General features: G+C 55.6%; 27 protein-coding genes and 1 other RNA gene. 16 read left to right on the top strand and 12 right to left on the bottom strand.

What is annotated here, in order from left to right; genetic code table 11:
• Positions 1–6: 6 nt before the first annotated feature.
• Positions 7–1,056, bottom strand: coding sequence for a GNAT family N-acetyltransferase (locus KQI17_RS04935; RefSeq protein ID WP_216495085.1), 1,050 nt, complete (start codon positions 1,054–1,056; stop codon positions 7–9).
• A 122-nt stretch (positions 1,057–1,178) separates the two neighbouring features.
• Here KQI17_RS04935 and KQI17_RS04930 point away from each other — a divergent pair, with 122 nt between their 5' ends.
• On the top strand, positions 1,179–1,364 hold the full coding sequence (locus KQI17_RS04930; protein ID WP_216495084.1) for a hypothetical protein: 186 nt from the start codon (positions 1,179–1,181) through the stop codon (positions 1,362–1,364).
• Between the two features lie 73 nt (positions 1,365–1,437).
• Here KQI17_RS04930 and ssrA read toward each other — a convergent pair.
• The 4 genes from ssrA to smpB all read right to left on the bottom strand — a co-directional run bounded on the left by ssrA (position 1,438) and on the right by smpB (position 3,990).
• Positions 1,438–1,785, bottom strand: a transfer-messenger RNA (tmRNA) gene (gene ssrA, locus KQI17_RS04925).
• Between the two features lie 83 nt (positions 1,786–1,868).
• A complete protein-coding gene (locus KQI17_RS04920; RefSeq protein ID WP_216495083.1) occupies positions 1,869–2,390 on the bottom strand; it encodes a peptidylprolyl isomerase in 522 nt (173 codons plus the stop codon).
• A 40-nt stretch (positions 2,391–2,430) separates the two neighbouring features.
• The gene (locus KQI17_RS04915) at positions 2,431–3,510 is read right to left on the bottom strand and encodes a hypothetical protein (protein WP_216495082.1); all 1,080 of its coding nucleotides are present in this window, start codon (positions 3,508–3,510) and stop codon (positions 2,431–2,433) included.
• A gap of 18 nt (positions 3,511–3,528) precedes the next feature.
• Positions 3,529–3,990, bottom strand: coding sequence for an SsrA-binding protein SmpB (gene smpB / locus KQI17_RS04910; protein WP_371821957.1), 462 nt, complete (start codon positions 3,988–3,990; stop codon positions 3,529–3,531).
• 167 nt (positions 3,991–4,157) lie between these two features.
• On the opposite strand from smpB, the gene KQI17_RS04905 reads away from it, so the two are divergent.
• The 6 genes from KQI17_RS04905 (at position 4,158) to KQI17_RS04880 (ending at position 10,854) form a co-directional block, all read left to right on the top strand.
• A complete protein-coding gene (locus tag KQI17_RS04905; RefSeq protein WP_216495080.1) occupies positions 4,158–4,709 on the top strand; it encodes an NUDIX hydrolase in 552 nt (183 codons plus the stop codon).
• A gap of 2 nt (positions 4,710–4,711) precedes the next feature.
• Positions 4,712–5,416 (top strand): response regulator, encoded by a 705-nt coding sequence (locus KQI17_RS04900; protein ID WP_216495079.1) that lies wholly within the window; start codon positions 4,712–4,714, stop codon positions 5,414–5,416.
• Between the two features lie 51 nt (positions 5,417–5,467).
• Positions 5,468–7,240, top strand: a complete 1,773-nt coding sequence (locus tag KQI17_RS04895) for an ATP-binding protein (protein ID WP_253285691.1) — start codon at positions 5,468–5,470, stop codon at positions 7,238–7,240.
• Positions 7,233–8,537: a hypothetical protein gene (locus KQI17_RS04890; RefSeq protein ID WP_216495077.1), complete on the top strand. Its 1,305-nt coding sequence runs from the start codon at positions 7,233–7,235 to the stop codon at positions 8,535–8,537. The genes KQI17_RS04895 and KQI17_RS04890 overlap by 8 nt, the downstream gene beginning before the upstream one ends.
• 24 nt (positions 8,538–8,561) lie before the next feature.
• Entirely contained in the window at positions 8,562–9,383 is an 822-nt protein-coding gene (locus tag KQI17_RS04885; protein WP_216495076.1) for a hypothetical protein, read from the top strand.
• A gap of 178 nt (positions 9,384–9,561) precedes the next feature.
• Positions 9,562–10,854: a UDP-N-acetylglucosamine 1-carboxyvinyltransferase gene (locus KQI17_RS04880; protein ID WP_022018261.1), complete on the top strand. Its 1,293-nt coding sequence runs from the start codon at positions 9,562–9,564 to the stop codon at positions 10,852–10,854.
• 82 nt (positions 10,855–10,936) lie between these two features.
• Here the strand turns inward: KQI17_RS04880 and KQI17_RS04875 are convergent, their stop codons facing one another.
• The 4 genes from KQI17_RS04875 to KQI17_RS04860 are packed head-to-tail and all read right to left on the bottom strand — an operon-like array spanning position 10,937 to position 14,722.
• Positions 10,937–12,676: a recombinase family protein gene (locus KQI17_RS04875; protein ID WP_253285690.1), complete on the bottom strand. Its 1,740-nt coding sequence runs from the start codon at positions 12,674–12,676 to the stop codon at positions 10,937–10,939.
• Positions 12,673–12,879: a hypothetical protein gene (locus KQI17_RS04870; protein ID WP_216495075.1), complete on the bottom strand. Its 207-nt coding sequence runs from the start codon at positions 12,877–12,879 to the stop codon at positions 12,673–12,675. The genes KQI17_RS04875 and KQI17_RS04870 overlap by 4 nt, the downstream gene beginning before the upstream one ends.
• 44 nt (positions 12,880–12,923) lie before the next feature.
• The gene (mobQ, locus tag KQI17_RS04865; RefSeq protein WP_216495150.1) at positions 12,924–14,393 is read right to left on the bottom strand and encodes a MobQ family relaxase; all 1,470 of its coding nucleotides are present in this window, start codon (positions 14,391–14,393) and stop codon (positions 12,924–12,926) included.
• Positions 14,394–14,395: 2 nt separating this feature from the next.
• Entirely contained in the window at positions 14,396–14,722 is a 327-nt protein-coding gene (locus tag KQI17_RS04860) for a DUF3847 domain-containing protein (RefSeq protein WP_216495074.1), read from the bottom strand.
• Positions 14,723–15,077: 355 nt separating this feature from the next.
• Here KQI17_RS04860 and KQI17_RS04855 point away from each other — a divergent pair, with 355 nt between their 5' ends.
• From KQI17_RS04855 to KQI17_RS04835, 5 genes are all read left to right on the top strand, one after another.
• Positions 15,078–15,584 (top strand): hypothetical protein, encoded by a 507-nt coding sequence (locus tag KQI17_RS04855; protein WP_216495073.1) that lies wholly within the window; start codon positions 15,078–15,080, stop codon positions 15,582–15,584.
• A gap of 620 nt (positions 15,585–16,204) precedes the next feature.
• Positions 16,205–17,557: an ATP-binding protein gene (locus KQI17_RS04850; RefSeq protein ID WP_216495072.1), complete on the top strand. Its 1,353-nt coding sequence runs from the start codon at positions 16,205–16,207 to the stop codon at positions 17,555–17,557.
• 15 nt (positions 17,558–17,572) lie between these two features.
• Positions 17,573–18,709, top strand: coding sequence for a DNA methyltransferase (locus KQI17_RS04845; protein ID WP_216495071.1), 1,137 nt, complete (start codon positions 17,573–17,575; stop codon positions 18,707–18,709).
• 6 nt (positions 18,710–18,715) lie between these two features.
• On the top strand, positions 18,716–20,209 hold the full coding sequence (locus tag KQI17_RS04840; RefSeq protein WP_216495070.1) for a DNA methyltransferase: 1,494 nt from the start codon (positions 18,716–18,718) through the stop codon (positions 20,207–20,209).
• On the top strand, positions 20,202–20,648 hold the full coding sequence (locus KQI17_RS04835) for a DUF4411 family protein (protein ID WP_256445956.1): 447 nt from the start codon (positions 20,202–20,204) through the stop codon (positions 20,646–20,648). The genes KQI17_RS04840 and KQI17_RS04835 overlap by 8 nt, the downstream gene beginning before the upstream one ends.
• Positions 20,649–20,738: 90 nt before the next feature.
• On the opposite strand, the gene KQI17_RS04830 is transcribed toward KQI17_RS04835, so the two are convergent.
• The 3 genes from KQI17_RS04830 to KQI17_RS04820 all read right to left on the bottom strand — a co-directional run bounded on the left by KQI17_RS04830 (position 20,739) and on the right by KQI17_RS04820 (position 21,903).
• Positions 20,739–21,002, bottom strand: a complete 264-nt coding sequence (locus tag KQI17_RS04830) for a DUF6809 family protein (RefSeq protein ID WP_216495068.1) — start codon at positions 21,000–21,002, stop codon at positions 20,739–20,741.
• Positions 20,999–21,364 carry a TnpV protein gene (locus KQI17_RS04825; RefSeq protein ID WP_216495067.1) on the bottom strand — a complete coding sequence of 122 codons (366 nt, stop codon included), beginning with the start codon at positions 21,362–21,364 and terminating at the stop codon, positions 20,999–21,001. Before KQI17_RS04825 ends, KQI17_RS04830 begins: the two co-directional genes overlap by 4 nt.
• Before the next feature lie 188 nt (positions 21,365–21,552).
• A complete protein-coding gene (locus KQI17_RS04820) occupies positions 21,553–21,903 on the bottom strand; it encodes a hypothetical protein (RefSeq protein WP_216495066.1) in 351 nt (116 codons plus the stop codon).
• Positions 21,904–22,128: 225 nt separating this feature from the next.
• On the opposite strand from KQI17_RS04820, the gene KQI17_RS04815 reads away from it, so the two are divergent.
• From KQI17_RS04815 to KQI17_RS04800, 4 genes are read left to right on the top strand one after another with little or no spacing between them, the layout of a single operon-like run.
• Positions 22,129–22,911 carry an MBL fold metallo-hydrolase gene (locus tag KQI17_RS04815; RefSeq protein ID WP_216495065.1) on the top strand — a complete coding sequence of 261 codons (783 nt, stop codon included), beginning with the start codon at positions 22,129–22,131 and terminating at the stop codon, positions 22,909–22,911.
• Positions 22,875–23,357, top strand: a complete 483-nt coding sequence (gene rlmH / locus KQI17_RS04810; protein ID WP_216495064.1) for a 23S rRNA (pseudouridine(1915)-N(3))-methyltransferase RlmH — start codon at positions 22,875–22,877, stop codon at positions 23,355–23,357. Before KQI17_RS04815 ends, rlmH begins: the two co-directional genes overlap by 37 nt.
• 12 nt (positions 23,358–23,369) lie before the next feature.
• A complete protein-coding gene (locus tag KQI17_RS04805; protein ID WP_216495063.1) occupies positions 23,370–23,699 on the top strand; it encodes a hypothetical protein in 330 nt (109 codons plus the stop codon).
• Positions 23,699–25,423 (top strand): phospho-sugar mutase, encoded by a 1,725-nt coding sequence (locus tag KQI17_RS04800; protein ID WP_216495062.1) that lies wholly within the window; start codon positions 23,699–23,701, stop codon positions 25,421–25,423. The genes KQI17_RS04805 and KQI17_RS04800 overlap by 1 nt, the downstream gene beginning before the upstream one ends.
• Positions 25,424–25,495 lie beyond the last annotated feature (72 nt).

Raw genomic sequence — 25,495 nt, 5'->3', positions numbered from 1 at the left:
TCCTTTTTATTTCTCTTTTTCGATCACTTCCTGCAATTTTTTCCAGCAGGATTCCTCATCGTATTCAAAATTCTTCTGAAATTCGAGCCAGTCCGCCCCCTCGCCGGTCTGCGTAAAGCCCCATTCCCGCGCGCGGCGCAGGCCGAGCGCGTTGCTCTTGGCGATGCGTCCGGTCGAAAGCCGCTCGCACCCGTGCGCGCGGGCGTAAGAAAGCGCCTGCCCGACGAGCTGCTGCCCGAAGCCAAGCCCCTGCACATCGTTCTCCAGCCAGAATTCACCAATGGTCGCAAGGCCGTTCTCACACTTGTCCACGCTCACCGCGCCGACGGTCTCACCCGCGCGGCAGACGTCAAAATGTCCCTCTGCGCCGGAGGGCACATAGTAGATGCCGCCCTCGAAGCCGCGTGCGTTCTTCAGCCACGCCTGCCGCTTGAGCGTCTGTAGCCCGTTCTTCAGATGGCTCGCGTCGTCGCGGTACGCCACGCGGAACGCGCCGTTCTCGTATTCGAGGCGGCTCACCGCGGTGTTCTCCGCGTGGCCCGTGCCGTCGATCTCGTGAAGCGAAAGTCCCTGCAGCGTGCCGACCGTCAGTCGGATGGCCATGCCGTGCGAAAAGACGGCGGCCGTTCCGTTCGGGTGCGCCTCGGCAATCTCGCGCAGCGCGCCGATCATGCGCTCGCGCACGTCGGGCAGATACTCGCCGCCCGCAACGTGCCAGTGCGCGGCGTCCGTATTGAAGCGCTCCAGCTGTTCACCGTCCGTGCGCTCCAGCTCCGCCCACGGATGATCCTCCCACACGCCGATGCCGATCTCACGCACGCGCGGCGTGGTCACGAGCGGCAGGCCGTGCGTTTTGTAAACGGAAAGCGCCGTCGTCATCGTGCGGCGGCGGTCGCTCGAATAAACGGCGTCGAAGTGTGTTGAGGCAAAACGCTTTGCAAGCGCAGCGATCTGGCGGTAGCCGCGGTCGGTGATCACGCTGTCGTACCAGCCGTGCGCGCGGCGGTAGAGATTGCCGTCCGCCTCGGCATGGCGGATCAAATAGATGGTGGTCATGAGACTTCCTCGCTTTTTGTCTGATTTTTAAGAATATTATAACGGCAATGGCGGATTTTAGCAATGCGCTTTCCGACTTTTTTGCCGCGCACGGGGCATACTGTCGCTGTGCGAAAAGGAGTGTGAGTGAAATGGAAAATACCGCGTTCTGGTGCGGTATCGGCGCCGGCATGGTGCTCGGCGCAGCGGTGGGCATGGCCGTCTCACCCCGGCAAAGGTCCATGAAGACCTGCGTGGGCCGCACCATGCAGCACATGGGTAACGCCGTGGACAACGCCTGGGAGGACTTGCTGCGCACCATCGAGTAAAGCAGGGTCACGCGAGCCGCGCGAGCGAAGCCCAAAAATAAGGCCATCTGCCAAAGGCAGATGGCCTTATTTTTGGTGGAGGCGGCGGGAGTCGAACCCGCGTCCGAAAGCGCTTGAACAGGACTTTCTCCGGGCGCAGTCAGGATCTAAGCATTCCCTCCGCGTAAGGACACCTGACAGACCTTACGCTTCAGTAGAGTCATGATGCGTGGGCGTGTCAACTCTTTCACGCCTCACGGACGCCGCGTTCACGACGCCTTCCCCGGCCCGCGGCCGCTCCGGTTCAGACGGCTGCCTTAATTAGGCAGCGACAGCAACAGTGTTGTTGTTCTTTAATTTATAAGTTGCCCGTTTTATGGAGGCCAGGCGCCTCCGCCCGCTTATCCTGCCTCCACACCCCCGTCGAAACCGGTACGCCCCCGTGTGAGCGGTGTGAACGGCGTTCCCTTCACACCGCGAACGGGATGCTTGCTTCTTTAGGTCTGCGAAAGCAGATGAAAATACTTAGTGCTTCTCCGGCGCGGGATACTCCACGCCCTGCGTGTCCACACGAATGGACTTGATGGTCTGCGGCTTCTTCGGCTTATCCGTGAACATATCACGGTTGACGCGGGAGATGTCCACCGCAGCCTGCGCGTTGTCCGTGATCTTGCCGAACGCGGCGTACTGCCCGTCGAGGTGCGGCGCATCCGCGACCATGATGAAGAACTGGCTGCCGGCGCTGTTGGGCGCCATCGTGCGCGCCATGGACAGCACGCCCAGCGTATGCTTGAGGTCGTTCTTGTGGCCGTTGGCGGAAAATTCGCCGTCGATCTCATAGCCCGGGCCGCCCATGCCGTTGCCCTGCGGGCAGCCGCCCTGGATCATGAAGCCGGGGATGACGCGGTGGAAAATAAGGCCGTCGTAAAAGCCGGAGTTTGCCAGCGCAATGAAGTTATTGACGGTGTTGGGGGCCAGCTCGGGATAGAGCTCGCCGGTCATCACCGCACCGCTCTCCATCTCGATGGTCACAATGGGATTGGACATATTCGTTCTCCTTGTCTCGCGCCGCGGCGCGTTCGGTTTTTTATTTCACGAGCAGGCCGACGCCGTGCTCGCTGAGATACTGCAATAGGATGGCGCTGTTTTCCTGATTGTCCTCAAAGCGGGCAAGCGTCCGGCCATTCTGTCCGACCAGCCTGCGGCCGTTCGTCCCGATGGTCATGCCCGCAATGTCCGCCAGGCGGAAGGCGCGGGACCTGCCGAAGGTCGGCAGGTAGCTGAACACGCCGCCCTCGACCACCAGCCTGCGCCGGACAAGAAAGATTAGGAACACGCCGAACACCGCAAAAACGAGCGCGAAAGCGGAAAAGCCCACCGTCTCGGCAAGCGACCAGCCCTCTGGCTCGTCGATCGAGCTGCCGATCACACCGGCAAGCAGGGCGGTAAAGAAAACGGCGATCAGCACACCCACGATACGCACCGTCACCCTGACCCACTTCTTATCCCGCACGGTGAAGCTCTGCGGCACGGCAAAGCCCGCCGCGGTGTTCGCCTGCGCCGTCTGCGCGGCGGAGGAAGCCAGCCCGTTCTGCGCGGTGTGCGCGGCCATCTGCGCCGCGCGCTCCGGGTCGGTGTAGGCGAGGACCTTCTGCTTCACGCACACCACGCCCAGCACGCCGATGACCATGCCCATGAGCATGGACGGCGCCATGATGCCCCAGTTCTCCGGCATGAGAATGGATTCCCACGCCAGCTGCGCGACCGGGATGCCGTACCACGCAGCGTCCGCCTGCCATTCGGGATCGGAGCAGAGGACGTACATCCACGAGGCGATCTCCGCGGCAAAGAGCGCGAGGAGCGAGCAGACGATCACCGTCGCCATGGCAAAGCGTGTGGAGCGGCGGCCCTTGAACAGGCGGTAGCCCCAGCAGGCTGCGACGCCCACCAGGAAGCCCAGCCAGCCGACGAAGAAGTCGGCAAAGGTGCTCGCCAGGAACCAGGGGACCACGCCCACGAGCGCGCCGAACAGCGCGCCGAGGATGCCGGTCAGGGCGCTGCCGCGCGGCGGCTCCTCGAGCTCGCAGGACACGGCAGCCTTCGGCTGCGCGTCCGCCGGAATAAAATCGGCGGGGTCAAAGCGGCCATTTTCTCTCTCTTCGTTCATCGCTTCGCTTCTCCGTTTTCAGCGGTAGTTTTTCATGTGGCGGTCGATCTCGCGCTTCGCGTCGCGCTGCGCGGATGCCTCGCGCTTGTCGTAGTTCTTCTTGCCCTTGCACACGCCCAGCTCGACCTTCACGCGCGCGTCCTTGAAATAGACCGAGAGCGGGATGAGGGCGTAGCCGTCCTGCTTGACGAGCGCGTGGAGCTTGTTGATCTCACGCTTGTGCAGCAGCAGCCTCTTGGGGCGGTCGGGGTCGTGGTTGAAGATGTTGCCCTTGTCGTAGGGCGAGATGTGCATGGAGTAGACCATGGCCTCACCGTTTTTCACGACGCAGTAGCTGTCCTTGAGGTTGAGCGTTCCGGCGCGGATGGACTTGACCTCCGTCCCGCGAAGCTCGATACCGGCCTCGAGACGGTCCTCCACAAAGTAATCGTGATAGGCCTTGCGGTTCTGCGCCGCGATCTTGATGCCCTTTTTCTCCACGGCACAGCACCTCCTCTCCGCCGGAGCTGAATGACAGTATAGCATGATTTTCCACGCTGCACAAGAGCTGTAACCAAAATGTAATGTGACAAAATAGAGGTAGCAATCCGCCGCGCCTTATGCTATACTTATTATGACATGGTATGTAATCGAAAGAAGGCGAAATAATGAAGCTCTATGAAGAATTTGTCAGCCGTCAGGAAATTTTCCACGGACGCATCGTCGACCTGCGCGTGGACACCGTGCGGCTGCCCAACGGCCATCTCACCACGCGCGAGGTGATCGACCATCCCGGCGGCGTCGCCGTCGTCGCCATCGACGAGAACGACAACGTGCTGACCGTGAAGCAGTACCGCTATGCGTTCCAGACCGTGCTCGAGGAAATCCCCGCCGGCAAGCTCGAGCGCGGGGAGGACCCCGCCGCCGCCGCGCGGCGCGAGCTGAGCGAGGAAACGGGCGCGAGCTGCGAGACGCTCACCCCCCTCGGCGAGATCCTCGCCTCCCCCGGCGGCTTCACGGAGGTACTGCACCTTTACATGGCCACGGGCCTGACCTTCGGCTCCCAGCACCCGGATGAGGACGAGTTCATCAACTTCGAGCGCGTCCCCTTCGATGCGCTGCTCGACCGCTGCCTCTCCGGCGACCTCCGCGACGGCAAGACGGTCGCGGGCGTGCTGAAGGTCTACGCCCTGCGCACACGCAAAAAGGAGGAGAAATGAGCATGGAGCCGAAAAAAACCGTCCTCATCGTCGAGGACGAGAAGAACATCGTGGACATCGTCCGCTTCAACCTCCAGCGCGAGGGCTACGCCACGCTCGAGGCCTACGACGGCGAGGCAGGTCTCGCGCTCGCGCGCGAGAAGAAGCCCGACCTCATCCTGCTCGACGTGATGATGCCGAAGATGATGGGCTTTGACGTCTGCCGCGCCCTGCGCGCTGAGGGCGACAATGTGCCTGTCATCATTCTCACCGCCCGCGAGGAGGAGGAGGACAAGGTCCTCGGCCTGGAGATCGGCGCGGACGACTACATCACCAAGCCCTTTTCCATGCGCGAGCTGATGGCCCGCGTGAAGGCGAACATCCGCCGCACGGCGATGGTCTCCGGCGCAGCCGCCGAGAGCGGCATGAGCGCGGGCGGCGCCCTGACGATCAATACGGACAGCTTTCAGGTCTTCAAGAACGGTAAGCCCATCGAGCTGACGCAGCGCGAGTACGAGCTTTTGACCTTCCTCGCCAGCCACCCCGACAAGGTCTTTTCCCGCGTGGATCTGATGGAGCAGGTGTGGAACTACGGCTATGTCGGCGACGATGTGCGCACGGTGGACGTCACCGTCCGCCGCCTGCGCGAGAAGATCGAGGACGATCCCGCCTCGCCGCGCTACATCCTCACCCGCCGCGGCGTGGGCTACTATTATTCCACGCTGTGATCTTCCCCATCCGGACAGAAGGGAGGCTTTGCCGTGTTCCGCTCGCTGCACATGAAATTAGTGCTCATCATGCTGCTGCTCATCACCTCGCTCATGGCGGTGGTGGGCGCGTTCCTGATGACCAGCGTGACCAACTTCTTCATTGACGACTTCTACTCGCAGATGGGCGAGACCTTCGGCGAGAGCAACGCCGACTTCGTCAACTCCCTGCGCGCCGAGGCCGCGCAGGAGGGCGGCGTGGCGGTCATGCAGTCCATGCTCGAGACCTATTCCGGTACGCTCGGCATCGACTCGCGCAGCCGCAACTACTACATTCTCGACGCCGCGAGCGGCGAATGCCTCGCCGCGAGCGACGAGCTCGGCGGCGAAAAGCTCGAGCAGACCGCGAATCTCCTCACCGCCCGCAACGGACAGGTCGGCGACGAGAGCGACATCGCGGCCGGCTACATGGACGTTGCCATCCCCATCTCCGGCGGCGACAACAGCTATATCATCTACATCCGCGACAACCGCAGCACGGTCTCCAGCCTCAACAGCGAGCTGCTCATCATCATTCTGCAGGCGCTGCTCGTGGGTCTTCTGATCTCCGTGCTGCTGAGCTTCCTGCTGAGCAAAACGATGATCAATCCCATCGAAAAGCTGACCGAGGGCGCCGAGCGCGTGGCAAGCGGCGACTTCAGCGAAAAGCTCGAGGTCGACTCCACCGACGAGATCGGCATCCTCACCACCACGTTCAACGACATGGCAAGCGTGCTGCACTCCACGCTCGAGGCGGTGGAGGACGAGCGCAACAAGCTCGACACGCTCTTTCTCCACATGACCGACGGCGTGGTCGCCTACGACCGCGACGGCGCGCTCATCCACTGCAACCCCGCCGCGAGCGAGCTTTTGGGCCGCAGCGCGGATGAGTGCGTCTACGCCGACCTCTTCGAGCCGCTGTGCCCCTTTGAAAAGGTGATGGCCATGCAGCGCAGCGACTTTGTCGCCTCTGAGCTGACGGTCGGCGAGCGCACGGTCGAGCTGTACTTCGCGCCCTTTTCCGATGAAGAGCGCGGCGGCGTGCTCGTCGTGCTCCATGACGTCACGCAGCAGCGCAAGGCCGAGGAGCGCCGCCGCGAGTTCGTGGCGAACGTCTCCCACGAGCTGCGCACCCCGCTCACGAACATCCGCTCCTACGCCGAGACCATCCGCGACGCGGGCGACGAGCTGCCGCGCGAGCTGGAAAACAGCTTCCTCGACATCGTCATCAACGAGTCCGACCGCATGACCCACATCGTGCAGGACCTGCTCACGCTCTCGCGGCTCGACAGCGGGCGAAGCGAGATGAACATGGCGCGCTTCGACTTCGGCGCGGCCATCGACTCCGTGCTGCGCTCCATCGAGCTGGAGGCGCGCCGCCACGGCCACGAGCTGACGCACGACTACCATGATCTCCCCATGATCATGGGCGACCGCGGGCGCATCGAGCAGGTCATGCTCAACGTGCTCGGCAACGCCGTGAAGTACACGCCCGACGGCGGCCACATCCGCGTCACCGCCGGCACCGTGGGCGAGAGGGTCTGGATGGAGGTCGCGGACGACGGCATCGGCATCCCGAAGGCCGACCGCAGCCGCATCTTCGAGCGCTTCTACCGCGTCGATAAGGCGCGCTCGCGCGAATCCGGCGGCACGGGTCTCGGCCTGTCCATCGCCACCGAGATCGTCCAGCGCCATAACGGCACCCTCTCCCTCGTGGACCGCGAGGGCCCCGGCACGACCGTGCGGCTCGAGCTGCCCATCCGCCAGAGCGAGGTGGGCGGCGCGCAGGAGGGCGGCAATGGATAAGAAAGCCAAGCTCCTCGACCGGCTGCAAAACCTCGCCATCGCCGTGCTCTCGCTCTCCTTCCTTTTTCTGCTCGTGCAGACGCCGCTGTTCGGCGACGCGGGCGATACAACGATCGCCTCGACCGTGCGCGGCTGGTTCACCGACCGGCAGACCTCCGCCGCGGAGGAGCCGGACTCCCTCGCCGCGCTCGCGGTGCCGGTGCGCATCGTGCAGAGCAACGACTTCATCCGCAGCGGGCTTGACGCGCTGACGACCGCGGACGACGCCTTTGAGACCGTCGGCTCGTTTCTCGGCGAGGCCATCGGTTCGGCCCGCGGCATCTCATCCGTTTCTGAGAACACCTTCCTCTCGGCGCTGGACGGCTCCGGTCTTTACTTTGCCTTCGCCTGCGACCTGCCGCTTGAGGTCCTCTCGGCGCGGCTGGGCGTGCAGTCCCCCACCGCGCGGCAGCTCGACGTGCGCCGCTGCCTTCTGAGCCTTGACGGCGAGGACACCGCCACGCTGTACCTGCAGGACACGAGGCAGGGCGTCTACCGCTTTTCGACCGCGGTGAGCGCCGCGTCGGTCAAGGAATATCTGGAATCGCAGGACGGCGGCAACGCCGACTTCGCCCGCTCGCTCGGCGAGGAATACGCCTCTCTTTCGCCCTACACGCTCGTATTCGACAGCGTGAGCGCGCGCCGTGAGCTTTCCGCCGCGAACGCCCTGAGCGATTACCCCTCGGAGGAGCTGCTGCGCCGCGCCGAGTTCAACCCTCACACCAAGGACCGCTACATCGAATCCTCCGGCACGGAGGTCGTCATCGAGGGCCAGCGCAAGCTCTACCTTCACACGGACGGTACGCTCTCCTACAGCGGCGGAGCGGCGGAGGACGGCTCCCTCTTTGCCGTCGCCGCGGCGGACGCCGCGCACATCTCCCGCGCCGAGCTCTGCGCCGCCGCACGCGGTCTGATCGGCGCGCTCACGCAGGGCCGCATCGGCGATGCCGCGCTTTTCCTCAGCGGCATCGAGTCCGATGACGACGACGGCGCGACCGTTTTCTTCGACTATATGGCCGGCGGCACGCCCATCCGCTTCGCCGACGGCTCCCACGCTGCCGAGGTCCGCATCGAGGGGCAGAGCATCACCGCTTTCTCCCTGCGCCTGCGGCGCTATACACTCACCGAGCGCGATTCCCTGCTGCTGCCGCTCGCGCTCTCGCGCGCCATCGCGCAGCGCTACCCCGGCTGCGAGCTGACCGTCGCCTACATTGACTCCTACGGCGACAGCGTCGGCGCGAGCTGGATCGCCGACTGATCTCTTTCGGAAAGGAGGACGCCCATGAACACCGCACGGCTCAAGAACATCGTCATTCTTATCCTGCTGCTCGCCAACGCCTTTCTGCTCGTCCTCCTCTTCTCCCGCCGCGCGGAGGAGAACGCCGCCCACGAGCGCTCCGTCGCGCAGCTCACCGCGCTCTTTAACGCCGACGGCATCGCCTTCGACAGCGCGCTGCTCGACGGTCTGCCCGACACGGTGCTGAGCGTTCAGCCCGCGCGCGATCTGGCTGCCGAGCAGGCCCTCGCCGAGGGCATCATCGGCTCCGTCACCTCCATCGACTCCGGCGGCGGCATCTACCGCTACTACAGCTCCGACGGACTCAACAGCGGCTCCTGCCTCATCCGCTCCGGCGGCGCGCTGGAGGCCGCCGTCAGCCGCGCGGTGGACGATCCCGCGGAATTCTGCGCCGACCTCTGCGTCCCCCTCGGCTACCGCACCTTTGATGTCCTCAGCGACAGCGCGCGCACGGTCGTCACCGCCTCGCGCTTTGTCGGCGAGCTGGAGGTCTGCAACGCCTCGCTCATCTTCACCTTCTCCGGCAGCACCCTCACCACGGTCACCGGCACCTTCCTCCCGCCCATTGACACGAGCGAGAGCGGCGAAACGGCGCTCGACGCCGTGACCGCGCTGGTCCGCTTTCTCGACTACCGCAACGCCTCCGGCGCGGTGTGCACCGGGATCACCTGGCTCTCCGCAGGCTACCTGGTGCAGAGCACGACCTCCGCGCCTCTCCAGCTCGTGCCCGTGCTGCGCGTGGACACTGACGTTTACAGTTATTATGTCAACATCATTTCCGGCGAGGTCTCCCGCGTTTCGGCATAAAAATGCGTTTGTTCTGCAAGATAAATCAAAAAGAAAAGGGATTGCTTTTTCCGGATTTTCTGGTATACTGTAGCTGTATTATGTGAATACTATCGGCGTATGGCATCCGGAGCGCATCGCGCCCGCGCCGCACGGCCGCTTTTCTTCCTGTGAAATATTGAAGCAATGAGGTGTCCTCATGACCAAGTATATCGTTCAGGGCGGCTCTCCGCTCTTCGGCGAAGTCCATATCAGCGGCGCGAAAAACGCCGCTGTTGCTATCCTGCCCGCCGCCCTTCTGGTGGACGGCGTGTGCCGCATCGAGAATATCCCCCAGATCAGCGACGTGACCGTGCTGCTGAAGATCCTCGAGCAGCTCGGTGCGAAGGTCCGTGTGCTCAACCGCAGCGACGTGGAGCTTGACTGCCGCCACATCGTCACCACCCGCGCCCCGCAGGAGCTGGCGCACAAGCTGCGCGCGAGCTACTATCTCATCGGCGCGCTGCTCGGCCGCTTCGGCGAGGCCGAGGTCTCCATGCCCGGCGGCTGCAACTTCGGCGGCACCCGCCCCATCGACCAGCACGTCAAGGGCTTTGCCGCCATGGGCGCGACCGTGCGCGAGGGCGACTATATCTGCGCCGCCGCCGAGGGCGGGCGCATGAAGGGCGCGAACATTTATCTCGACGTGGTCTCCGTCGGCGCGACCATGAACATCATGATGGCCGCGGCTCTGGCGGACGGCACGACCGTCATCGAAAATGCGGCGAAGGAACCGCACATCGTCGATCTCGCCAACTTCCTCAACTCCATGGGCGCGGACGTCAAGGGCGCCGGCACCGACACCATCCGCGTCGCGGGCGTGGAGCGGCTGCACGGCGGCGCCTACGCCATCATCCCCGACCAGATCGAGGCGGGCACCTACATGGCGGCCGTTGCCGCCACGGGCGGACAGATCCGCGTGCGCGGCATCATCCCCAAGCACATGGACTGCATCACCGCAAAGCTGCAGGAGATGGGCGTGGAGGTCGAGGAGCAGGACGACGATCTGATCGTCCGCCGCAGCGGCGAGCTGCGCCACGCCAATGTCAAAACGCTGCCCTACCCCGGCTTCCCGACGGATATGCAGCCGCAGATCACCACCGTGCTCGCGCTGGCGAGCGGCACCAGCACCGTCACCGAGGGCGTGTGGGACAGCCGCTACCGCTACGTCGGCGAGCTCACGCGCATGGGCGCGCAGATCCGCGTCGAGGGCCGCACCGCCATCGTCGAGGGCGTGGAAAAGCTCACCCCTGCCAACATTCAAGCCTACGACCTGCGCGCGGGAGCCGCTATGCTCATCGCCGCGCTCGCCGCGGACGGCGTGAGCGAGATCACGAACGTGCAGTATATCGAGCGCGGGTATGAGGACATCATCGGCAAGCTCCGCGCCCTCGGCGCGAGGATCGACTGCGTGGAGGAAAACGACGAGCCGCCCATCCGCCAGATCGGCTGAACTATAAAAGGAAAAAGCACCGACCTTCAGGAGCGGTCCAATAAAACAGTATAAAAATGTTTTCGGGAAGCGGCATGAGTAATCATGCCGCTTTTCCGTTCATAACGTCATAGAGTAAATTGGCGGGGAGTATGCCGATATAATTGTAGCTGATGGTCACATCCTGCACTCGGTGTCCGCTGGATTTGTCCGGTGCATGAACATATACGGCGTTGACCATATCGTTCAGAATAGTAGGTGTCAGCTTTTCCAAGTACAGGTACTTCTTTGCCTGTCGGATAAATCTATCAACATTCTCCGCTTGATCTTCTTGATTCTGTATTTCGTTTTCAAGCATTTCAATCTCGGCTCTCAGGTCTGCCTGCTCCTGCTCATAATCATCAGACAACATCTGAAAACGAGCTTCGGACAGCTTTCCGTTGACCATATCCTCATAAATACGCTTGAACAATCTGTCCAGTTCTGCCAGGCGGTTTTCGGATTTCTGCAAAGTTCGCTTCTTGGCAGAAAGCTCTTTCTTTGCTTCCTCACTTCGTTTTGCGCCCAAGGCTTTGCGGAACGCATCCTCGTAATCGGCAACACATTGGATTACCAACCTCATGTGTTGGAGCGTACCTTCTTCCAGTACCACGGCACGGATGAAATGGGTGTCGCAGACTTCCTTGCCCTTTTTACGGGAAGTGGAGCATACGAAGTGGTCTTGTCTGGTTTCAAAACTGGCGCTGGTGCAGTAGTACAATTTCTCACCGCAATCGGCACAACGGACGAGACCGGAGAACATATTGGTCTTGCCTGTTCTGGCGGGTCTGCGTTTGTTCTTGCGAAGCTCCTGCACACGGGCAAAGGTTTCTTCATCAATAATGGCTTCATGGGTGTTCTCGAAAATCTTCCATTGGTCGGGAGGGTTTTCGATTTTCTTTTTGCTTCTGTACGACTGCTTGCGGGTCTTGAAGTTGACCATGTGACCAAGGTATTCCTGCTTTTCCAGTATGCCGGTGATGGTGCGTGGTGCCCAATCGTAAGGATTGTCCGGCGTCTTTGCAGGAGCATTTCGTCCCATCTTCATCCAATGAACTGTAGGACAATCCACCTTTGCTTCCTTCAGCTTCTTGGCGATCTGAGAGGGACCATAGCCCTCCATACACCATGCGAATATCTGACGGACAATGGCTGCGGCTTCATCGTCCACAATCCAATGTCTCTTTGGATTGTCGGGGTCTTTCATGTAGCCGTAGGGCGGGTTGGTGGTAAGATACTCACCGGATTCGCCTTTCTGCTTCATAACCGCTTTGACCTTTTTACTGCTGTCCTTGACATAGAACTCGTTGATGATATTCAAGAACGGAGTAAAATCGTTGTCCTGCTGATTGGTGCTGTCCACGCCGCTGTTCACGGCGATGAAACGGACATCGTGTTCGGGGAAAAGCATTTCCGTGTAGAGACCGACTTCCAGATAGTTTCTGCCGATACGGCTCATATCCTTGGCGATGATGACACCGACCTTATCGTTCTCGACCAGCTCAATCATTCGTTTCCAATCGGGTCTGTTGAAGTTGGCACCGGAGTAACCATCGTCCACGAAAAACTGGATGTTGCGGAAACCTTGTTCTTGTGCGTATTTTTTGAGAATCGCCTTTTGATTGACAATGCTGTTGCTCTCTCCTGTGAGTTCGTCATCACGACTGAGTCTACAGTAGATCGCAGTAATTTTGTCAGACTGCCTATTCATGTCTTGTTCCTCCTTAATCGGCGGGCAGTCTGCCAACACAGGATTGCTTGTAGTAATTATATCACACGCCTGCAAGCTTGTCTCCTTTGTCATTCTTCGTCCACCTCCTTTGCCATGTGGTTGAGTAATTTACCGGAAAGACTTCGTGTGCCGTCGTAGCTTCCGCCAAATCGGTAAGTAGTCTGACCAGAACGAATAGTCACGGTGATCTGTGGTAGCTCAGCTGCACAATAGTTGTGAACGATGATGCTGCCGTTTTCGTTGATAGTGTAATTTCTGCTTTTCTGTTCGTTCATTTAATCACCCTTTCTTGTTTTGGAATGGAATCGAAGGGAAGGAATTATCGTTCTTCCTGCTTGCGGTGATCTTTCTTCTGATGGGTCTGCTCGACAAGGCATCCTTTTTCCACGCAGGAGTGAATGTGATAAAGCTGCTGGTGTTCCTCACGGATAGCTTTGAACGTTGCATAAGTTTCTGCGTGAGCCTTTTCAAGCGCTGCATACTCCTTGTCCAAAAGTTTTTGATCGTGCTTGCCGTCGGGGCATACCTCCAAGAGCTTTCGTTTCACAGCGTAATAGTGCTTCAATTCCTTTTCGTGCTCGGCTTTGTACTTCGCCTTCGCCTTGTCGAACTTGATTTTCTGTAAGCTGTCTACAATCGGTTTCAGATCTCTTAGGATGGAAGGGTATTCGGGAACCTTGCGGATTTCTTTCATGCGGGCAACTTCCTTATCCATGGTGACTTTCAATTCATCCACGCTGTTCTTCAAGTCGGATACCCGACTTTCCAAATCCTCGATGGTGTAAATCTCATGGGCTTTGAGGTAGTTCGCCATGTTATTCAGTTCTTTCAGATTGTTGACCCTGGCCGTCTGGGAATAGGCTTTGGCGTTGCGCATATCAAAATATCTTTGAAGCGGAATGATGACCGGCTCGGATTGCGGCTTATCCAGTTCTGCCTTGATTTCTTTGATAGTCTCCAACAGGGCCGACAGACTTTTTCGCAGATCACGAATAAAGGCATTGGTTCTTCTGATCCAGCGATTGAACTCGCCCTTTTCGGTCTTGATGCCTTTCTTTTCCATGGCTCGGACTGTCGGGCCTTCGTGTCGGGTGGGCAGTAGCTCCACGCCTTGGCGTTCATAGCTGCGGTGGTCGATGCGAACATCCAAGCCTTTTTCTTCAAACTTGGCGTTGCACATCACCGCCCATTGCTCACGCCAGAACTCCAAGGTATCAGCCGAACCCCAATCTGTAGTAGGGACAGCATTGAACACATAATCGCCTTTGCCGTCGGGAATACGGTTGCCGGTTTCGTCAAGCACATATTCTCGTTTTTGCTTCAATCCCCATTTGCCGTTCTGCTCGATGGGACGAATAGGGCACATGAAGTGGAAGTGGGGATTATTGATGCCGCCTTCTTCTTTCTCAGGTTCGTGAACGGCGAAATCCACCACCATGCCACGGCTGACAAAATGCTCGGTGAGGAATTGTCTTGCGAGGGCAATGTTTTCTTCCTGGGTAAATTCATTCTGAAAGGAAATATCGAAGCTGTAGACGAGCTGTGCTTTCTTTCCTTTCTCCACTTTCTCAACGGCGTTCCATAAGGTTTCTCTGTCTGCGTACTCTCTTGGCACATGGGGCGGCAGAAAGATTTCCGAACAAATTACACCGCCCTTGTTGGTATAGTCGCTGTCCTCACCGTAATACTCGCTGTGCAGTTTTTCACCGGAGCGATAGGCGGCAGATGCCACAACCGATTGCCCCTCGCTGCGTTTGATCTGATCTACATGGAAATGGTATAATGCGATACTTATCCCTCCTTTGCGTTGCGGTTTCTTAAATTGTGGGCGTTCTTCATACGCTGAACCGCCCTCTGAACATCTTCCTTGTGAAAGACATATTCCAGCAGCTCCATCACCTCGGTAATATCCAGCTCCTTGATCTCCGGTGCGATGCTTTCCAAAGTTCCTGCAATGGTACAAAGTCTGTGAGTGCGGCGTTTACGTTCGCCGGCCTGGTAATACTTGATGCGGTTTTCCAAACGCTGGATTTTGTGGTCAAGCTGTTCGACCTTCTTTTCGTTTTGCTCTTTTTCTGTTCGTAGCTTTTCAAGTTCGGGGTTAGGTGTGTATTCCATAGAATCTCCTTTGTGTGTTTTTGTTTTCAACCTTGCGGGTACGGAATGATTTGAAAAATCGTTTTGTACCCGCAAGGGCGCTGGGATAGCTGCATAGCAGCGCAAGGGGTGCAGCCCCTTGTTCGGAACAAAGTGACGGAAGGACAGATACTACTTCGGAGTTGTTGTCTGTTAGCCTCGCAGAGCGTACATACGAGTGTGGAACACACCCGTATAGAAGTGCGCCCTTAGTAAACTAAGGGTTAAAAACGCTTTCACCGCTCTACCCGAATGTCGTTCCTGCCCGGGAGTCTCACCCCGGCGTTGCTTCGCTCATGTCATCGCAAAGTCATATCCCATTCGGACGGTCATTCAGTTGTTGGATGTAGAAAAACAAAAAGAGCCGATTACACAGAGCATCAGAAATCGGCGGGAGCATGGCTCTCGCTTCAAAGTGATGTTCTATGTAATCGGCTCTGAAAATTCAAAGTCGGGTTCTGCTTTCTACAGCTCCCGCCAGCAGAACCAAAGGCGTGGTGGAGCAGTTCGGCACTTCCGGTGTACCGATACCGTGTCGGATGAAACCGACTTATGGTGGAACATTGGTATTCAGTTGTGCCACCATTATACAGATACATCACTTATCCGTCAAGTTTCTGAATGTCTCTCATTGTATTCGGAATTTCAAAAAGCAGTTTTCGACGGGGGACAAAAAAGATCCCTCTACTGGTTAGGACATTTAGGAGCTATTTATCAACGGGTTTTGGAAAAGATTTTGAAAACGCCCTCATATACCTCCAGAAGAAATTTTCAAATTCGTACCCTACTTAACATCTTTTTTAACCTGTTTTTTCAGGGAGTTTTGTGTCACAACTTAAATTGATGGTTATTTATCCCTCAAGTGATAGCTGGTGAGAATCGCTTTTTGTCCATAGTCCTTCTCAAATGATAGCCGCCGAAACCAAACTTTTTATGCGTGCTTCGGTTGCAATTTTTCAAAATATTTCTCCAAGTGGTAGCCGATGGGATTGGCGTTTTGGGGAGTGTCTACAGAAAAAAACTCTCCCAGTGGTAGCCGACGAGAATGCCATTTTTAGAACTGCTTTATTGAAAAATTGCAAAAAAATAATTCTGCCCAAGTTGGACAGAATTTTTAAAACCAACTTCCCGACAACTTGTCGGGAATAAAAAATGGACTTCCGATCAAGTTGGTTGGAAGTAGAAATCCCACTTCTGTCCAAGTTGGACAGAAGTTAAAATCACTTCTACGCAATTTGCATAGAAGTGAAAATGCAACTTCGACACAGGTTGTGTAGAAGTTGAAAACCATTGGCGGCTTCAGTTCAAATCTAATCATGTCAGTAATATATAATAATGTGATTATCAATACAAAAATATTTAATAATTTTGTGAAACGAGTTGATTTGTTCACAAATTCTGAGTATAATAATAGTGTGATTGCAAAACCTCAAAACTCCAATAAAAGTGTGAAGGAGTGTTTCTATGGAACGATTAATTTTGAATAAACTGCTTGAATGGAAGAATTCACCCTACCGCAAGCCGCTGATCCTGAAAGGTGTGCGTCAGGTGGGAAAGACTTGGATTCTGAAAGAGTTCGGCAGACGCTATTATGAAAATACCGCTTATTTCAACTTTGATGAAAACGAAGAATATAAACAGTTCTTTGAAACTACCAAGGATGTGGATCGGATTCTGCAGAATCTGATGCTGGCCAGCGGCTATAAGATTTTGCCCGAAAAGACGCTCATCATTTTTGACGAGGTGCAGGACTGCCCCAAGGTCATCAATGCCATGAAGTATTTCTGCGAGAATGCTCCACAGTATCACATTGCCTGTGCCGGTTCGCTGCTTGGCATCGCCCTGGCTAAGCCATCTTCTTTCCCCGTAGGAAAGGTCAACTTCATGCAGATCGATCCCATGACATTTACCGAGTTTCTTCTCGCAAACGGGGATGAGAACCTCGTGAAATATTTGGAGAGCGTGGATACACTTGATCCGATTCCCGATGCTTTTTTTAATCCGTTATATGAGAAGCTAAAGATGTACTATGTTACCGGAGGCATGCCGGAATCGGTAAAGATGTGGACGGAGGCACGTGACGTATCTGCCATGCAAGAAGCTCTGTCCGATATCATCAGTGCTTACGAACGTGACTTCGCTAAACATCCTAATCTTACCGAGTTCCCGAAGATCTCTATGATTTGGAAATCGGTTCCCTCTCAGTTGGCAAGAGAGAACAAGAAATTTATCTATAAGGTTGTCAAAGAAGGGGCAAGAGCTCGTGAATATGAGGATGCTCTGCAATGGCTGGTAGATGCTCGCTTAGTGCATAAGATCTACCGCAGCAGTGCTCCCGGTCTTCCTGTGGCCGCTTATGATGATCTGTCTGCGTTCAAACTCTATTTGGTAGACGTGGGTCTGCTTCGCCGTTTGGCGCAGCTGGCTCCTACAGCTTTTGGCGAAGGTAACCGCTTGTTCACTGAGTTCAAGGGGGCCTTAACCGAAAACTATGTATTGCAAACTTTGATTACGCAGTTTGAGGTGTTGCCTCGTTATTGGTCGCAGAATAATCCTCCCTATGAAGTGGATTTTCTGATTCAACGTGATAATGACATTTTCCCTGTTGAAGTAAAATCCGAAGCAAATTTGGCGAGCAAGAGTCTCAGAAAATTCAAGGAATTGTTCCCGGATAAAGTGAAGCTCCGTGTTCGGTTCTCGCTTGATAATCTGAAGCTGGATGATGATGTACTGAATATTCCTCTGTTCATGGCTGACGAAGCCGACCGACTAATTGGCTTGGCACTTGAACACCGGATACACCTGCAACAGGTATAACTTAGGAGATAATTTATGTCACATATTGAGATATTTGATTCCAGGTATGCAAGGCTAAAAGCAGTAGACTGGGATTTCACTGACGCTTCCCAAGATTCATTGGCGAGTATCCATCCATACCCCGCAAGATTTATTCCTGATATACCGAGAGAGCTCATCTCAGGCCTGGGATGTGATAAAGGCGCTGTTATTTTGGACCCGTTTTGCGGAAGCGGCACAACTCTTCTCGAAGCTCAGCGTGCGGGTTTTGAGTCTGTCGGAATTGATTTGAATCCAATTGCTTGTTTGATTTCAAGTGTAAAAACCAAAGAACTCCCTCCGGAATTTTTGCCAGTAGCCCATGATGTTTATGAGCAAGCGAAAAACACCTTTGATGGATATGTAGATATTCCAACCATTCCCAATCTCGATCACTGGTTTAAGCCCGATGTTCAAAAGGCCTTATCTTCGCTTTTGACTCACATTGACGAACAAAGTGATGTCAATCTAAAAAATGCATTGAAGCTGGCATTATCCAGCATCATCGTTCGCGTTTCAAATCAAGAGAGCGACACTCGATATGCTGCTATTGATAATAATTATACTGCCAATGATGTTTTGGAATCGTTCCTAACTGCATGCAACAAAATACATGAAGCAAAAAAAAGAAATAGCGTCAATTTGGAATGTAGTAAAATCTTTAACCAAGACATTCTTTCTGTACTTGCTTCAGATTTTGATAAACCGGTTGGCTTGGTCATTACATCCCCTCCGTATCCTAATGCTTACGAATATTGGCTTTACCACAAATTCAGAATGTGGTGGTTGGGGTTTGATCCAATCCAAGTTAGAACTTTTGAAATTGGAGCAAGACCCCATTATCAGAAAAAGAACGGACAGACTGAAGAAGATTTCCGAAAACAAATGAGCAGCGTTTTTGATTTGCTCTCTGATGTTTTGCTTTCTGGTGGACATGTTTGTTTTGTTGTTGGGCGTTCCGTAATTAAAGGGAAAATAGTTGATAATGCAGAGCTGATCCGCAACGTTGCCGAAAACCACAAAATGGTACTCGTTGCAAATATTGAACGAGAAATTGCCGCAACCAAAAAATCCTTCAACCTAAAGTACGGAAAGATTAAAACCGAAAATATCCTTATTTTTAGGAAGGACTAATGTAATATGCAAATCGAATTGTTAAAATTTCCATATTCGTATATGGAGTATGAAAAGATTCTCCAAATACGAGAACTGAAAGTATTATTGCCAGAGATTGAAGTGTTGTCTGACGACAAGCATAACACAATCATTTCTGGCGAAAGAATTAACCTTGACAATGTAAAAGAACTCACATTCTATCGTGCATATAAGATCGATGGTATTAGCTATCCCACACGCCAAGGCTTATATGAAAAGGACGATACTTTGAGAGCAGTCAAACAGCACACTCGCTATTCTACACATGGTATTCACGAATATAAAGGAAAGTTCAATCCTCAGATTGTGCACGCAATTGCAAATATATTTGGGGTACAACGTGGCCACAAGGTATTAGATCCTTTTGACGGGAGCGGTACAACAATTGTTGAGTGTGCCCACGCTGGAATTGAAGCATATGGGACGGACATAAATCCTTTGGCTTGTTTAATTGCAAACACCAAGGTTGCCGCGCTAAAGATGGATGTTGAAGAAGCATCTGTCCGCTTATATGAATTAAAGCGAACACTGTCTCAACCCATGACAATCAACATCCCAGAAGGTGATGAGCGACTCAAATATTTGAGCAACTGGATTCCTATGGAGATACTGTGCATGCTGGAATCTATTCGTAACGAAGTGGAAAATGATGATCCAACTATTCGGAATTTCTTTCTTGTGGTCGCCAGTGATTTAATTCGGGATTATTCTTATCAAGAGCCTTCTGATTTGCGGATAAGGCGCCGGAAATCCCCAATGCCTGAAGTAAGCTTTTTAGAGGCGTATCTCCAAAAAGCTTCTAAGTATTTGCAAAAAATAGAGCAGGCACAGTCTGTGGAAGACAAATCCTTTTTCCCAGACAACCACGCATTGAATTGCGACATCAAATACGCCAAACCTTTTGGTGACATCAAATTTGATGCAGCAATTACAAGCCCTCCGTACGTAACCGCTCTGCCCTATATTGATACTCAGCGAATTAGCTTAGTATGGCTTGGTTTGTGTAGTGCTTCAGAGATTGGACGACTGGAAGCCAGTCTTATCGGAAGTCGCGAGCTTCTGAAAAGTGAGAAAACCAAATGGCCCAGCGAAATTGCGGAAAATACAGGGTGCTTGCCAGCGGAAATTTATAAACTCGTTTGTTCCATGAATGAGTCGTTGAATGAAAACGATGGTTTTCGCAAACAAGCAGTGCCTACGCTTGTTTATAAATACTTTACAGAAATGAAGTCTATGTTTATCAACGTAAGATCTATGATGAAGCCCAGCGGCTTGTATGGTCTGGTTGTAGGACATAATAAAACGACCCTGGGCGGAACAGAGTACAACATTGATACTCCTTATCTTCTCGCGGTGCTCGCTCAGCAATGTGGGTGGCAAATCGAAGAATTGTTTCCGCTACAAACTTACAAGCGTTATGGTCTGAACGCAAAGAATGCGATTAACAGGGAGACTTTAATCGTTTTGCGAAATGCATAAGGAGGGACTGTATGGAATTCTTACTGCAACCAGGAGTATATCGCACAGGCGATGCATCAACAAAACTCTTTGGAAGCATATTGACGAATTGATTTCGCAAAAGCGTATTGTTACGTGCTCTGAAATTATTGAGGAAGTAAACGACGATGCATTGAAGAAGTGGTTTGTTGGGCTTCAAGGAGATATTTTACCCATTGACGATGAAGTGCAGGAAAATGTAAAAAAAGTCGTAACATCTAACCCTCAACTTGTTGACTTCAAGCAGGTGAAGTCCTCTGGAGATGCATTCCTCATTGCAACGGCGATGAAATACGATCTTACTGTCATCACAGAGGAAAACAAAACCGGGCAAAAAAAGATTCCATTTGTATGTAATAGTCTGGGTGTTCCTTGTGTCGATATTTTAGGCTTGTGCGAGAAAGAAGGCTGGAGTTTCTAAACGAAAAAATATCGTCACTTTTGCGCGGAAAAGACAAAACAGCGCCCATCGTCCAGAGTTTGGCCGATGGGCGCTACGCTATATGTTCCGTTATTCTTCCATTACCTCCAACATCATTCGTGCGCCCAGCTTAAAGCCATTCTGAAAGATCAAACAGTCTGTATTGGTTTGATGCTCTCGCACACAATCGGCGTATTTCTCAAATAGTTCTTTCTGTTCGTCCGTCATGGTGGCTTTGAGCTTTTCTTCATTTCTGCAAATCAGCTCCAATAGTTTCTTGTATTCTTTGCAAGAGGATGTGTCATACTCAGTCGGCTCAATGTTGCCATACCAAAATTCTTCAAGGATTCTCATACGGCATCCTCCTCGTAAATCATTTCATGAAGGATGATTTCCTCGGCTCGGTTGCGGATGCTGTTCATAGCTCTAACCCATGCCATCTGATCGTGCTGCTTCATGTCCTCTGTCACGCCCTCAGCAGCTTTCATTTGCTCAATGATAATTTCAAGACGGTTCTGTGCCTGCTCGTTCAAATCAGCCAGATACGTCCACAGTTCGCCACTAAGGCACAGATCGTTAAAGCGGATGGGGTTATGCTCCTTGATATAATCTCTGTGCATGCGTCCCCAACGACCAATAGGTCTATTTTCTTCCGGCAAGCGAATATCGGGAATATAGTAATCACCGCAACGGATATAGTTCAGTTCCTGCATCATATGTACCTCCAATAAGATTCAAACATTCTGTTAAAGATAGAAAAAGGCGATACCTGGTTGTGAAAACCAAGTATCGCCAATTTTTCTTGTCGCACTCCTGTACGGCAGCTACCCTATGTCAGTAATGTTCTCTCATACTGTCTTATTGGAACCTACCCTCGTCGGTGCTTTTTTGTTGATCGATCGTCTCAGCCCACCAGGTAGCCCACGCCCATAATGAGGTAGAGCGGGCCGAAGCAGTAAGGCATGAACAGCTCGTTGTGCGGGATCTTGACCTTGAAGCAGTCCGTCAACACCATGATCTCGCAAATGTAGGCGATGGCGCCGAAGAGATAGCCCACCGCGCGGAGGATCGGGTAGCGGTTGGAGGCAAAGGACAGCAGGAACAATATCGCCGCCAGTAGGACCATCGCATTGCGGAAACGCAGCGCGATCTGCGCAGGCGTACTCTTTCCTTTGCCGACCAGCAGATCCTCTTCGCCCCAGAATTTCTCCAGCGCGGATTCGACTTCCCGGTACTTATCCTGTGGTTCCATCATAATGGCCCCGCCCCCTTTCCAAAATTTAGTCAACGGCTCATTCCGTTTTGTTATTTTTAGTATACCGAAAAACGATGTTGTTGTAAAGAAGTTGTTAAGAAATAATGTGTAAAAAATTTATGGCATCTTTACACAGGATATGTGCAACTTGCACGATTTTTTCTTTTGACTATTCCCCTGCGCTGTGGTATTCTTGGGAGTAGATCAGATAAAGGACCGTTTCCCATGGAATTTTACACGCTTGCCAGCGGCTCGAGCGGCAACTGCTCGCTCGTGTGCGCGGGCGACACACTGCTGCTCATCGACGCGGGCATCTCCTGCCGCCGCATCGAGCAGTCCCTCCGCGCGCTGGGGCGGACGCTCGGCGACCTGACCGCCGTATTCATCACGCACGAGCACGCCGACCACGTCGGCGGTCTCGCCACACTCAGCAAAAAAAGCGCCGCCCCGGTCTACGTCACGCGCGGCGTATCCCATATCCTCACCTGTCCCGTCGTCGCCTTCACCGCAGGCGACACGCTGAAATTCACGGGCTGCACCGTGCGCTCGTTCTCCACCTCGCACGACGCCGTGGATCCCGTCGGCTACCGCGTCGACGCTCCCGACGGCTCGCTCGGCATCCTGACCGACACCGGCTTCGTCACCGACGCGGCGCGCGAATCGCTCGCAGGCGTGGATACACTCCTGCTCGAAGCCAATCACGACGTGGAAACGCTGCAATACGGCCCCTACCCCTATTTTCTCAAGCGCCGCATCCTCGGCGACGAGGGGCATCTGTCCAACGACGCGGCGGCGGAATTTGCGCGGCTCGCCGTGCAGAGCGGCACGCGCGACATCCTGCTCGCGCACCTTTCCAAGGAGAACAACACGCCCGAGCTGGCGGAGTACGCCGTCGCCCGCGCGCTGCAGTCTGCGGGACTTTCCGTGCGGCTCGGCGTCGCGCCGCGCGATACCATGAGCGAGGTACATCTATGCAGAAGGTCACCGTCCTTTGCGTCGGCAAACTGAAGGAAGCATTCTACGCGGCAGCCGTCGCGGAGTATCAAAAACGTCTCCAGCGCCACTGCAAGCTGGAGATCGTGGAGCTGCCGGAGCAGAAGCTCCCCGAGTCGCCCGCCCCCGCCGAGATCGAGCAGGCGCTCGCCAGGGAGGCCGCGCTCATCGAGGAAAAGCTCCCCAAGGGCGGCGCGGTCATCGCCCTGTGCATCGAGGGCACGGAGCTGAGCAGCGAGGCGCTCTCGAAAAAGCTGACGCAGCTCGCCTCTGCGGGCGCCTCGCAACTGACCTTTCTCATCGGCGGCAGCTTCGGCCTGCACCCGCGCGTGAAGCAGCGCGCCGACCTGCGTCTTTCCATGTCGCCCATGACCTTCCCGCACCATCTGGCGCGGGTGATGCTGCTCGAGCAGCTCTACCGCGCGTACCAGATCGACGCCGGCACGCGCTATCATAAGTAAGGAGGAAGCACCATGTCCTTTCCCAAGCTGAGCTGGGGCCGTGAAAAGCACGACCTCGTCGACCGCTGGCCCAAAGGGCCGGACGGCACGCCCGAAAAGCCCGCCTTCCTTGCCGACTCGACCGAGGAGGACAACGCCGCGGGCATGACCGTTGAAATGCTGCGCGCCTACGGCATCCCCGTGATGAAGAAGTACGACGAAAAGGACGGCACGCTCGGCAAGGTCCTGTTCGGCACGCCGAGCGGCGGCGTGGGGCTGTATGTACCCGAAAGCATGCTCGAGGACGCGAGGAATCTTCTCGCGCCCGTGGAGGAATCAACCCGGAATGAGGAGGAATCGTAATGGATTATCGCAAGGAATATGAAAAGTGGCTCGCCTCCCCCGCGCTGAGCGAGGACGAGCGCGCCGAGCTTAAAGCGCTCGAGGGCAACGACAAGGAGATCAAGGCCCGCTTCTACGGCCCGCTCGAGTTCGGCACCGCGGGTCTGCGCGGCACGATGTACACGGGCCTGCACAACATGAACCGCCACGTCATCCGCTGGGCGACGCAGGGCTTTGCCAACGTCATCCGCGCCGAGGGTACGGAGGCGATGCAAAAGGGCGTCGCCGTGTGCATGGACTGCCGCAACCACTCCGCTGAATTTGCCCGCGAGACCGCCTGCGTCATGGCAGCCAACGGCATCCATGTGCGGCTCTTTGAGTCCCTGCGCCCCACGCCTGAGCTTTCCTTTGCCGTGCGCGAGTACGGCTGTCAGGCGGGCGTGAACGTCACCGCCAGCCACAACCCCAAGGAGTACAACGGCTACAAGGTCTACTGGGCGGACGGCGCGCAGCTGCCGCCGCAGCACGCCGCCGCCATTGCCGACGAGCTGACGCGGATCGACATTTTCACCGGTGTTCAGTCGATGGACTACGAGCAGGCTTTGGCCGAGGGCAGGATCGAGCTGCTCGGCGAGGACTGCGACCGCCGCTTCATGGCGAACGTCATGGGCATGGTCAACGACTACGAGACCGTCAAAAAGGTCGCGGACGACTTCGGTCTCGTCTACACGCCGTTCCACGGCTGCGGCTACAAGCTGGTGCCCGAGGCGCTCACAAGGCTCGGCATCAAGCACCTCTACTGTGAGCCGAAGCAGATGGTCATTGACGGCGATTTCCCCACCGTCGTCTCCCCCAACCCCGAAAACCCCGAGGGTTTCTACCTCGCTATCGACCTCGCCAAGGAAAAGAACGTTGACTTCATCCTCGGCACCGATCCCGACAGCGACCGCGTGGGCATCATGGTGCGCAATAAAGCGGGTGAATTTGAGCCTGTCACCGGCAACCAGACGGGCGTTCTCCTGCTCGACTACCTCATCGGCGCGATGAAGCGCGCGGGCAAGCTGCCCGCGCACCCCGCCGCGCTCAAGACCATCGTGACGACCGAGATGGCGCGCGCCGTCGCCGAGGCCAACGGCCTCGACTGCTATGACACCTTCACCGGCTTCAAGTTCATGGCGGAGAAGATGAACGAGCTGGAGAGCGCGGGCAAAAACACCGTCATCTTCTCCTATGAGGAGAGCTACGGCTACATGATCGGCCACTACGTCCGCGACAAGGACGCCGTCACCGCCTCCCTGCTCCTCACCGAGATGGCGGCATGGTACCACGCACAGGGCATGACGCTCTTCGACGCGCTGCGATCCCTCTACGAAAAGTACGGCTGGTACGGCGAAAAGACGCACAACCTCGTCATGCCCGGCCTCGACGGTCTTGAGAAAATGGCGGCGCTCATGCAGTCGCTGCGCGCGCAGCCTCCGGTCGAGATCGGCGGCGTAACGGTCGCGCAGTACAAGGACTATTCCGACGGTACGGTGCGCGACGCCGCGACCGGCGCGATCACGCCGATGCCGCTCTCCGGCTCGAACGTCCTGCGCTTTGAGCTGACCGACGGCACGCACATCGTCGTCCGTCCCAGCGGCACGGAGCCGAAGATCAAGGTCTATATCCTCACCAAGGGCGCGGACGCCGCGGAGCGCGACGCGAACCTCGAAAAATACAGCGCGTGGGTCAAGACCCTCGCCTGACCGCACAGCCACATACTGCAAACGGAGGGCGGCGCAAAACGCCGCCCTCTTTTTTGAAAGGAAGGTCTCCCT

This window comes from Oscillibacter sp. MSJ-31 (assembly GCF_018918025.1).
Taxonomy (GTDB): domain Bacteria; phylum Bacillota; class Clostridia; order Oscillospirales; family Oscillospiraceae; genus Hominicoprocola.
This window is presented reverse-complemented; position numbering and strand designations above follow the sequence as displayed.

What these genes read in the sequence shown, in the direction of transcription:
- KQI17_RS04935 (WP_216495085.1), bottom strand. Translation starts at nt 1,056, where the DNA reads ATGACCACCATCTATTTGATCCGCCATGCCGAGGCGGACGGCAATCTC.
- KQI17_RS04920 (WP_216495083.1), bottom strand. Translation starts at nt 2,390, where the DNA reads ATGTCCAATCCCATTGTGACCATCGAGATGGAGAGCGGTGCGGTGATG.
- KQI17_RS04915 (WP_216495082.1), bottom strand. Translation starts at nt 3,510, where the DNA reads ATGAACGAAGAGAGAGAAAATGGCCGCTTTGACCCCGCCGATTTTATT.
- KQI17_RS04905 (WP_216495080.1), top strand. Translation starts at nt 4,158, where the DNA reads ATGAAGCTCTATGAAGAATTTGTCAGCCGTCAGGAAATTTTCCACGGA.
- KQI17_RS04900 (WP_216495079.1), top strand. Translation starts at nt 4,712, where the DNA reads ATGGAGCCGAAAAAAACCGTCCTCATCGTCGAGGACGAGAAGAACATC.
- KQI17_RS04895 (WP_253285691.1), top strand. Translation starts at nt 5,468, where the DNA reads ATGAAATTAGTGCTCATCATGCTGCTGCTCATCACCTCGCTCATGGCG.
- KQI17_RS04890 (WP_216495077.1), top strand. Translation starts at nt 7,233, where the DNA reads ATGGATAAGAAAGCCAAGCTCCTCGACCGGCTGCAAAACCTCGCCATC.
- KQI17_RS04885 (WP_216495076.1), top strand. Translation starts at nt 8,562, where the DNA reads ATGAACACCGCACGGCTCAAGAACATCGTCATTCTTATCCTGCTGCTC.
- KQI17_RS04880 (WP_022018261.1), top strand. Translation starts at nt 9,562, where the DNA reads ATGACCAAGTATATCGTTCAGGGCGGCTCTCCGCTCTTCGGCGAAGTC.
- KQI17_RS04875 (WP_253285690.1), bottom strand. Translation starts at nt 12,676, where the DNA reads ATGACAAAGGAGACAAGCTTGCAGGCGTGTGATATAATTACTACAAGC.
- KQI17_RS04870 (WP_216495075.1), bottom strand. Translation starts at nt 12,879, where the DNA reads ATGAACGAACAGAAAAGCAGAAATTACACTATCAACGAAAACGGCAGC.
- KQI17_RS04860 (WP_216495074.1), bottom strand. Translation starts at nt 14,722, where the DNA reads ATGGAATACACACCTAACCCCGAACTTGAAAAGCTACGAACAGAAAAA.
- KQI17_RS04850 (WP_216495072.1), top strand. Translation starts at nt 16,205, where the DNA reads ATGGAACGATTAATTTTGAATAAACTGCTTGAATGGAAGAATTCACCC.
- KQI17_RS04845 (WP_216495071.1), top strand. Translation starts at nt 17,573, where the DNA reads ATGTCACATATTGAGATATTTGATTCCAGGTATGCAAGGCTAAAAGCA.
- KQI17_RS04840 (WP_216495070.1), top strand. Translation starts at nt 18,716, where the DNA reads ATGCAAATCGAATTGTTAAAATTTCCATATTCGTATATGGAGTATGAA.
- KQI17_RS04835 (WP_256445956.1), top strand. Translation starts at nt 20,202, where the DNA reads ATGCATAAGGAGGGACTGTATGGAATTCTTACTGCAACCAGGAGTATA.
- KQI17_RS04830 (WP_216495068.1), bottom strand. Translation starts at nt 21,002, where the DNA reads ATGAGAATCCTTGAAGAATTTTGGTATGGCAACATTGAGCCGACTGAG.
- KQI17_RS04825 (WP_216495067.1), bottom strand. Translation starts at nt 21,364, where the DNA reads ATGATGCAGGAACTGAACTATATCCGTTGCGGTGATTACTATATTCCC.
- KQI17_RS04820 (WP_216495066.1), bottom strand. Translation starts at nt 21,903, where the DNA reads ATGATGGAACCACAGGATAAGTACCGGGAAGTCGAATCCGCGCTGGAG.
- KQI17_RS04815 (WP_216495065.1), top strand. Translation starts at nt 22,129, where the DNA reads ATGGAATTTTACACGCTTGCCAGCGGCTCGAGCGGCAACTGCTCGCTC.
- rlmH (WP_216495064.1), top strand. Translation starts at nt 22,875, where the DNA reads ATGCAGAAGGTCACCGTCCTTTGCGTCGGCAAACTGAAGGAAGCATTC.
- KQI17_RS04805 (WP_216495063.1), top strand. Translation starts at nt 23,370, where the DNA reads ATGTCCTTTCCCAAGCTGAGCTGGGGCCGTGAAAAGCACGACCTCGTC.
- KQI17_RS04800 (WP_216495062.1), top strand. Translation starts at nt 23,699, where the DNA reads ATGGATTATCGCAAGGAATATGAAAAGTGGCTCGCCTCCCCCGCGCTG.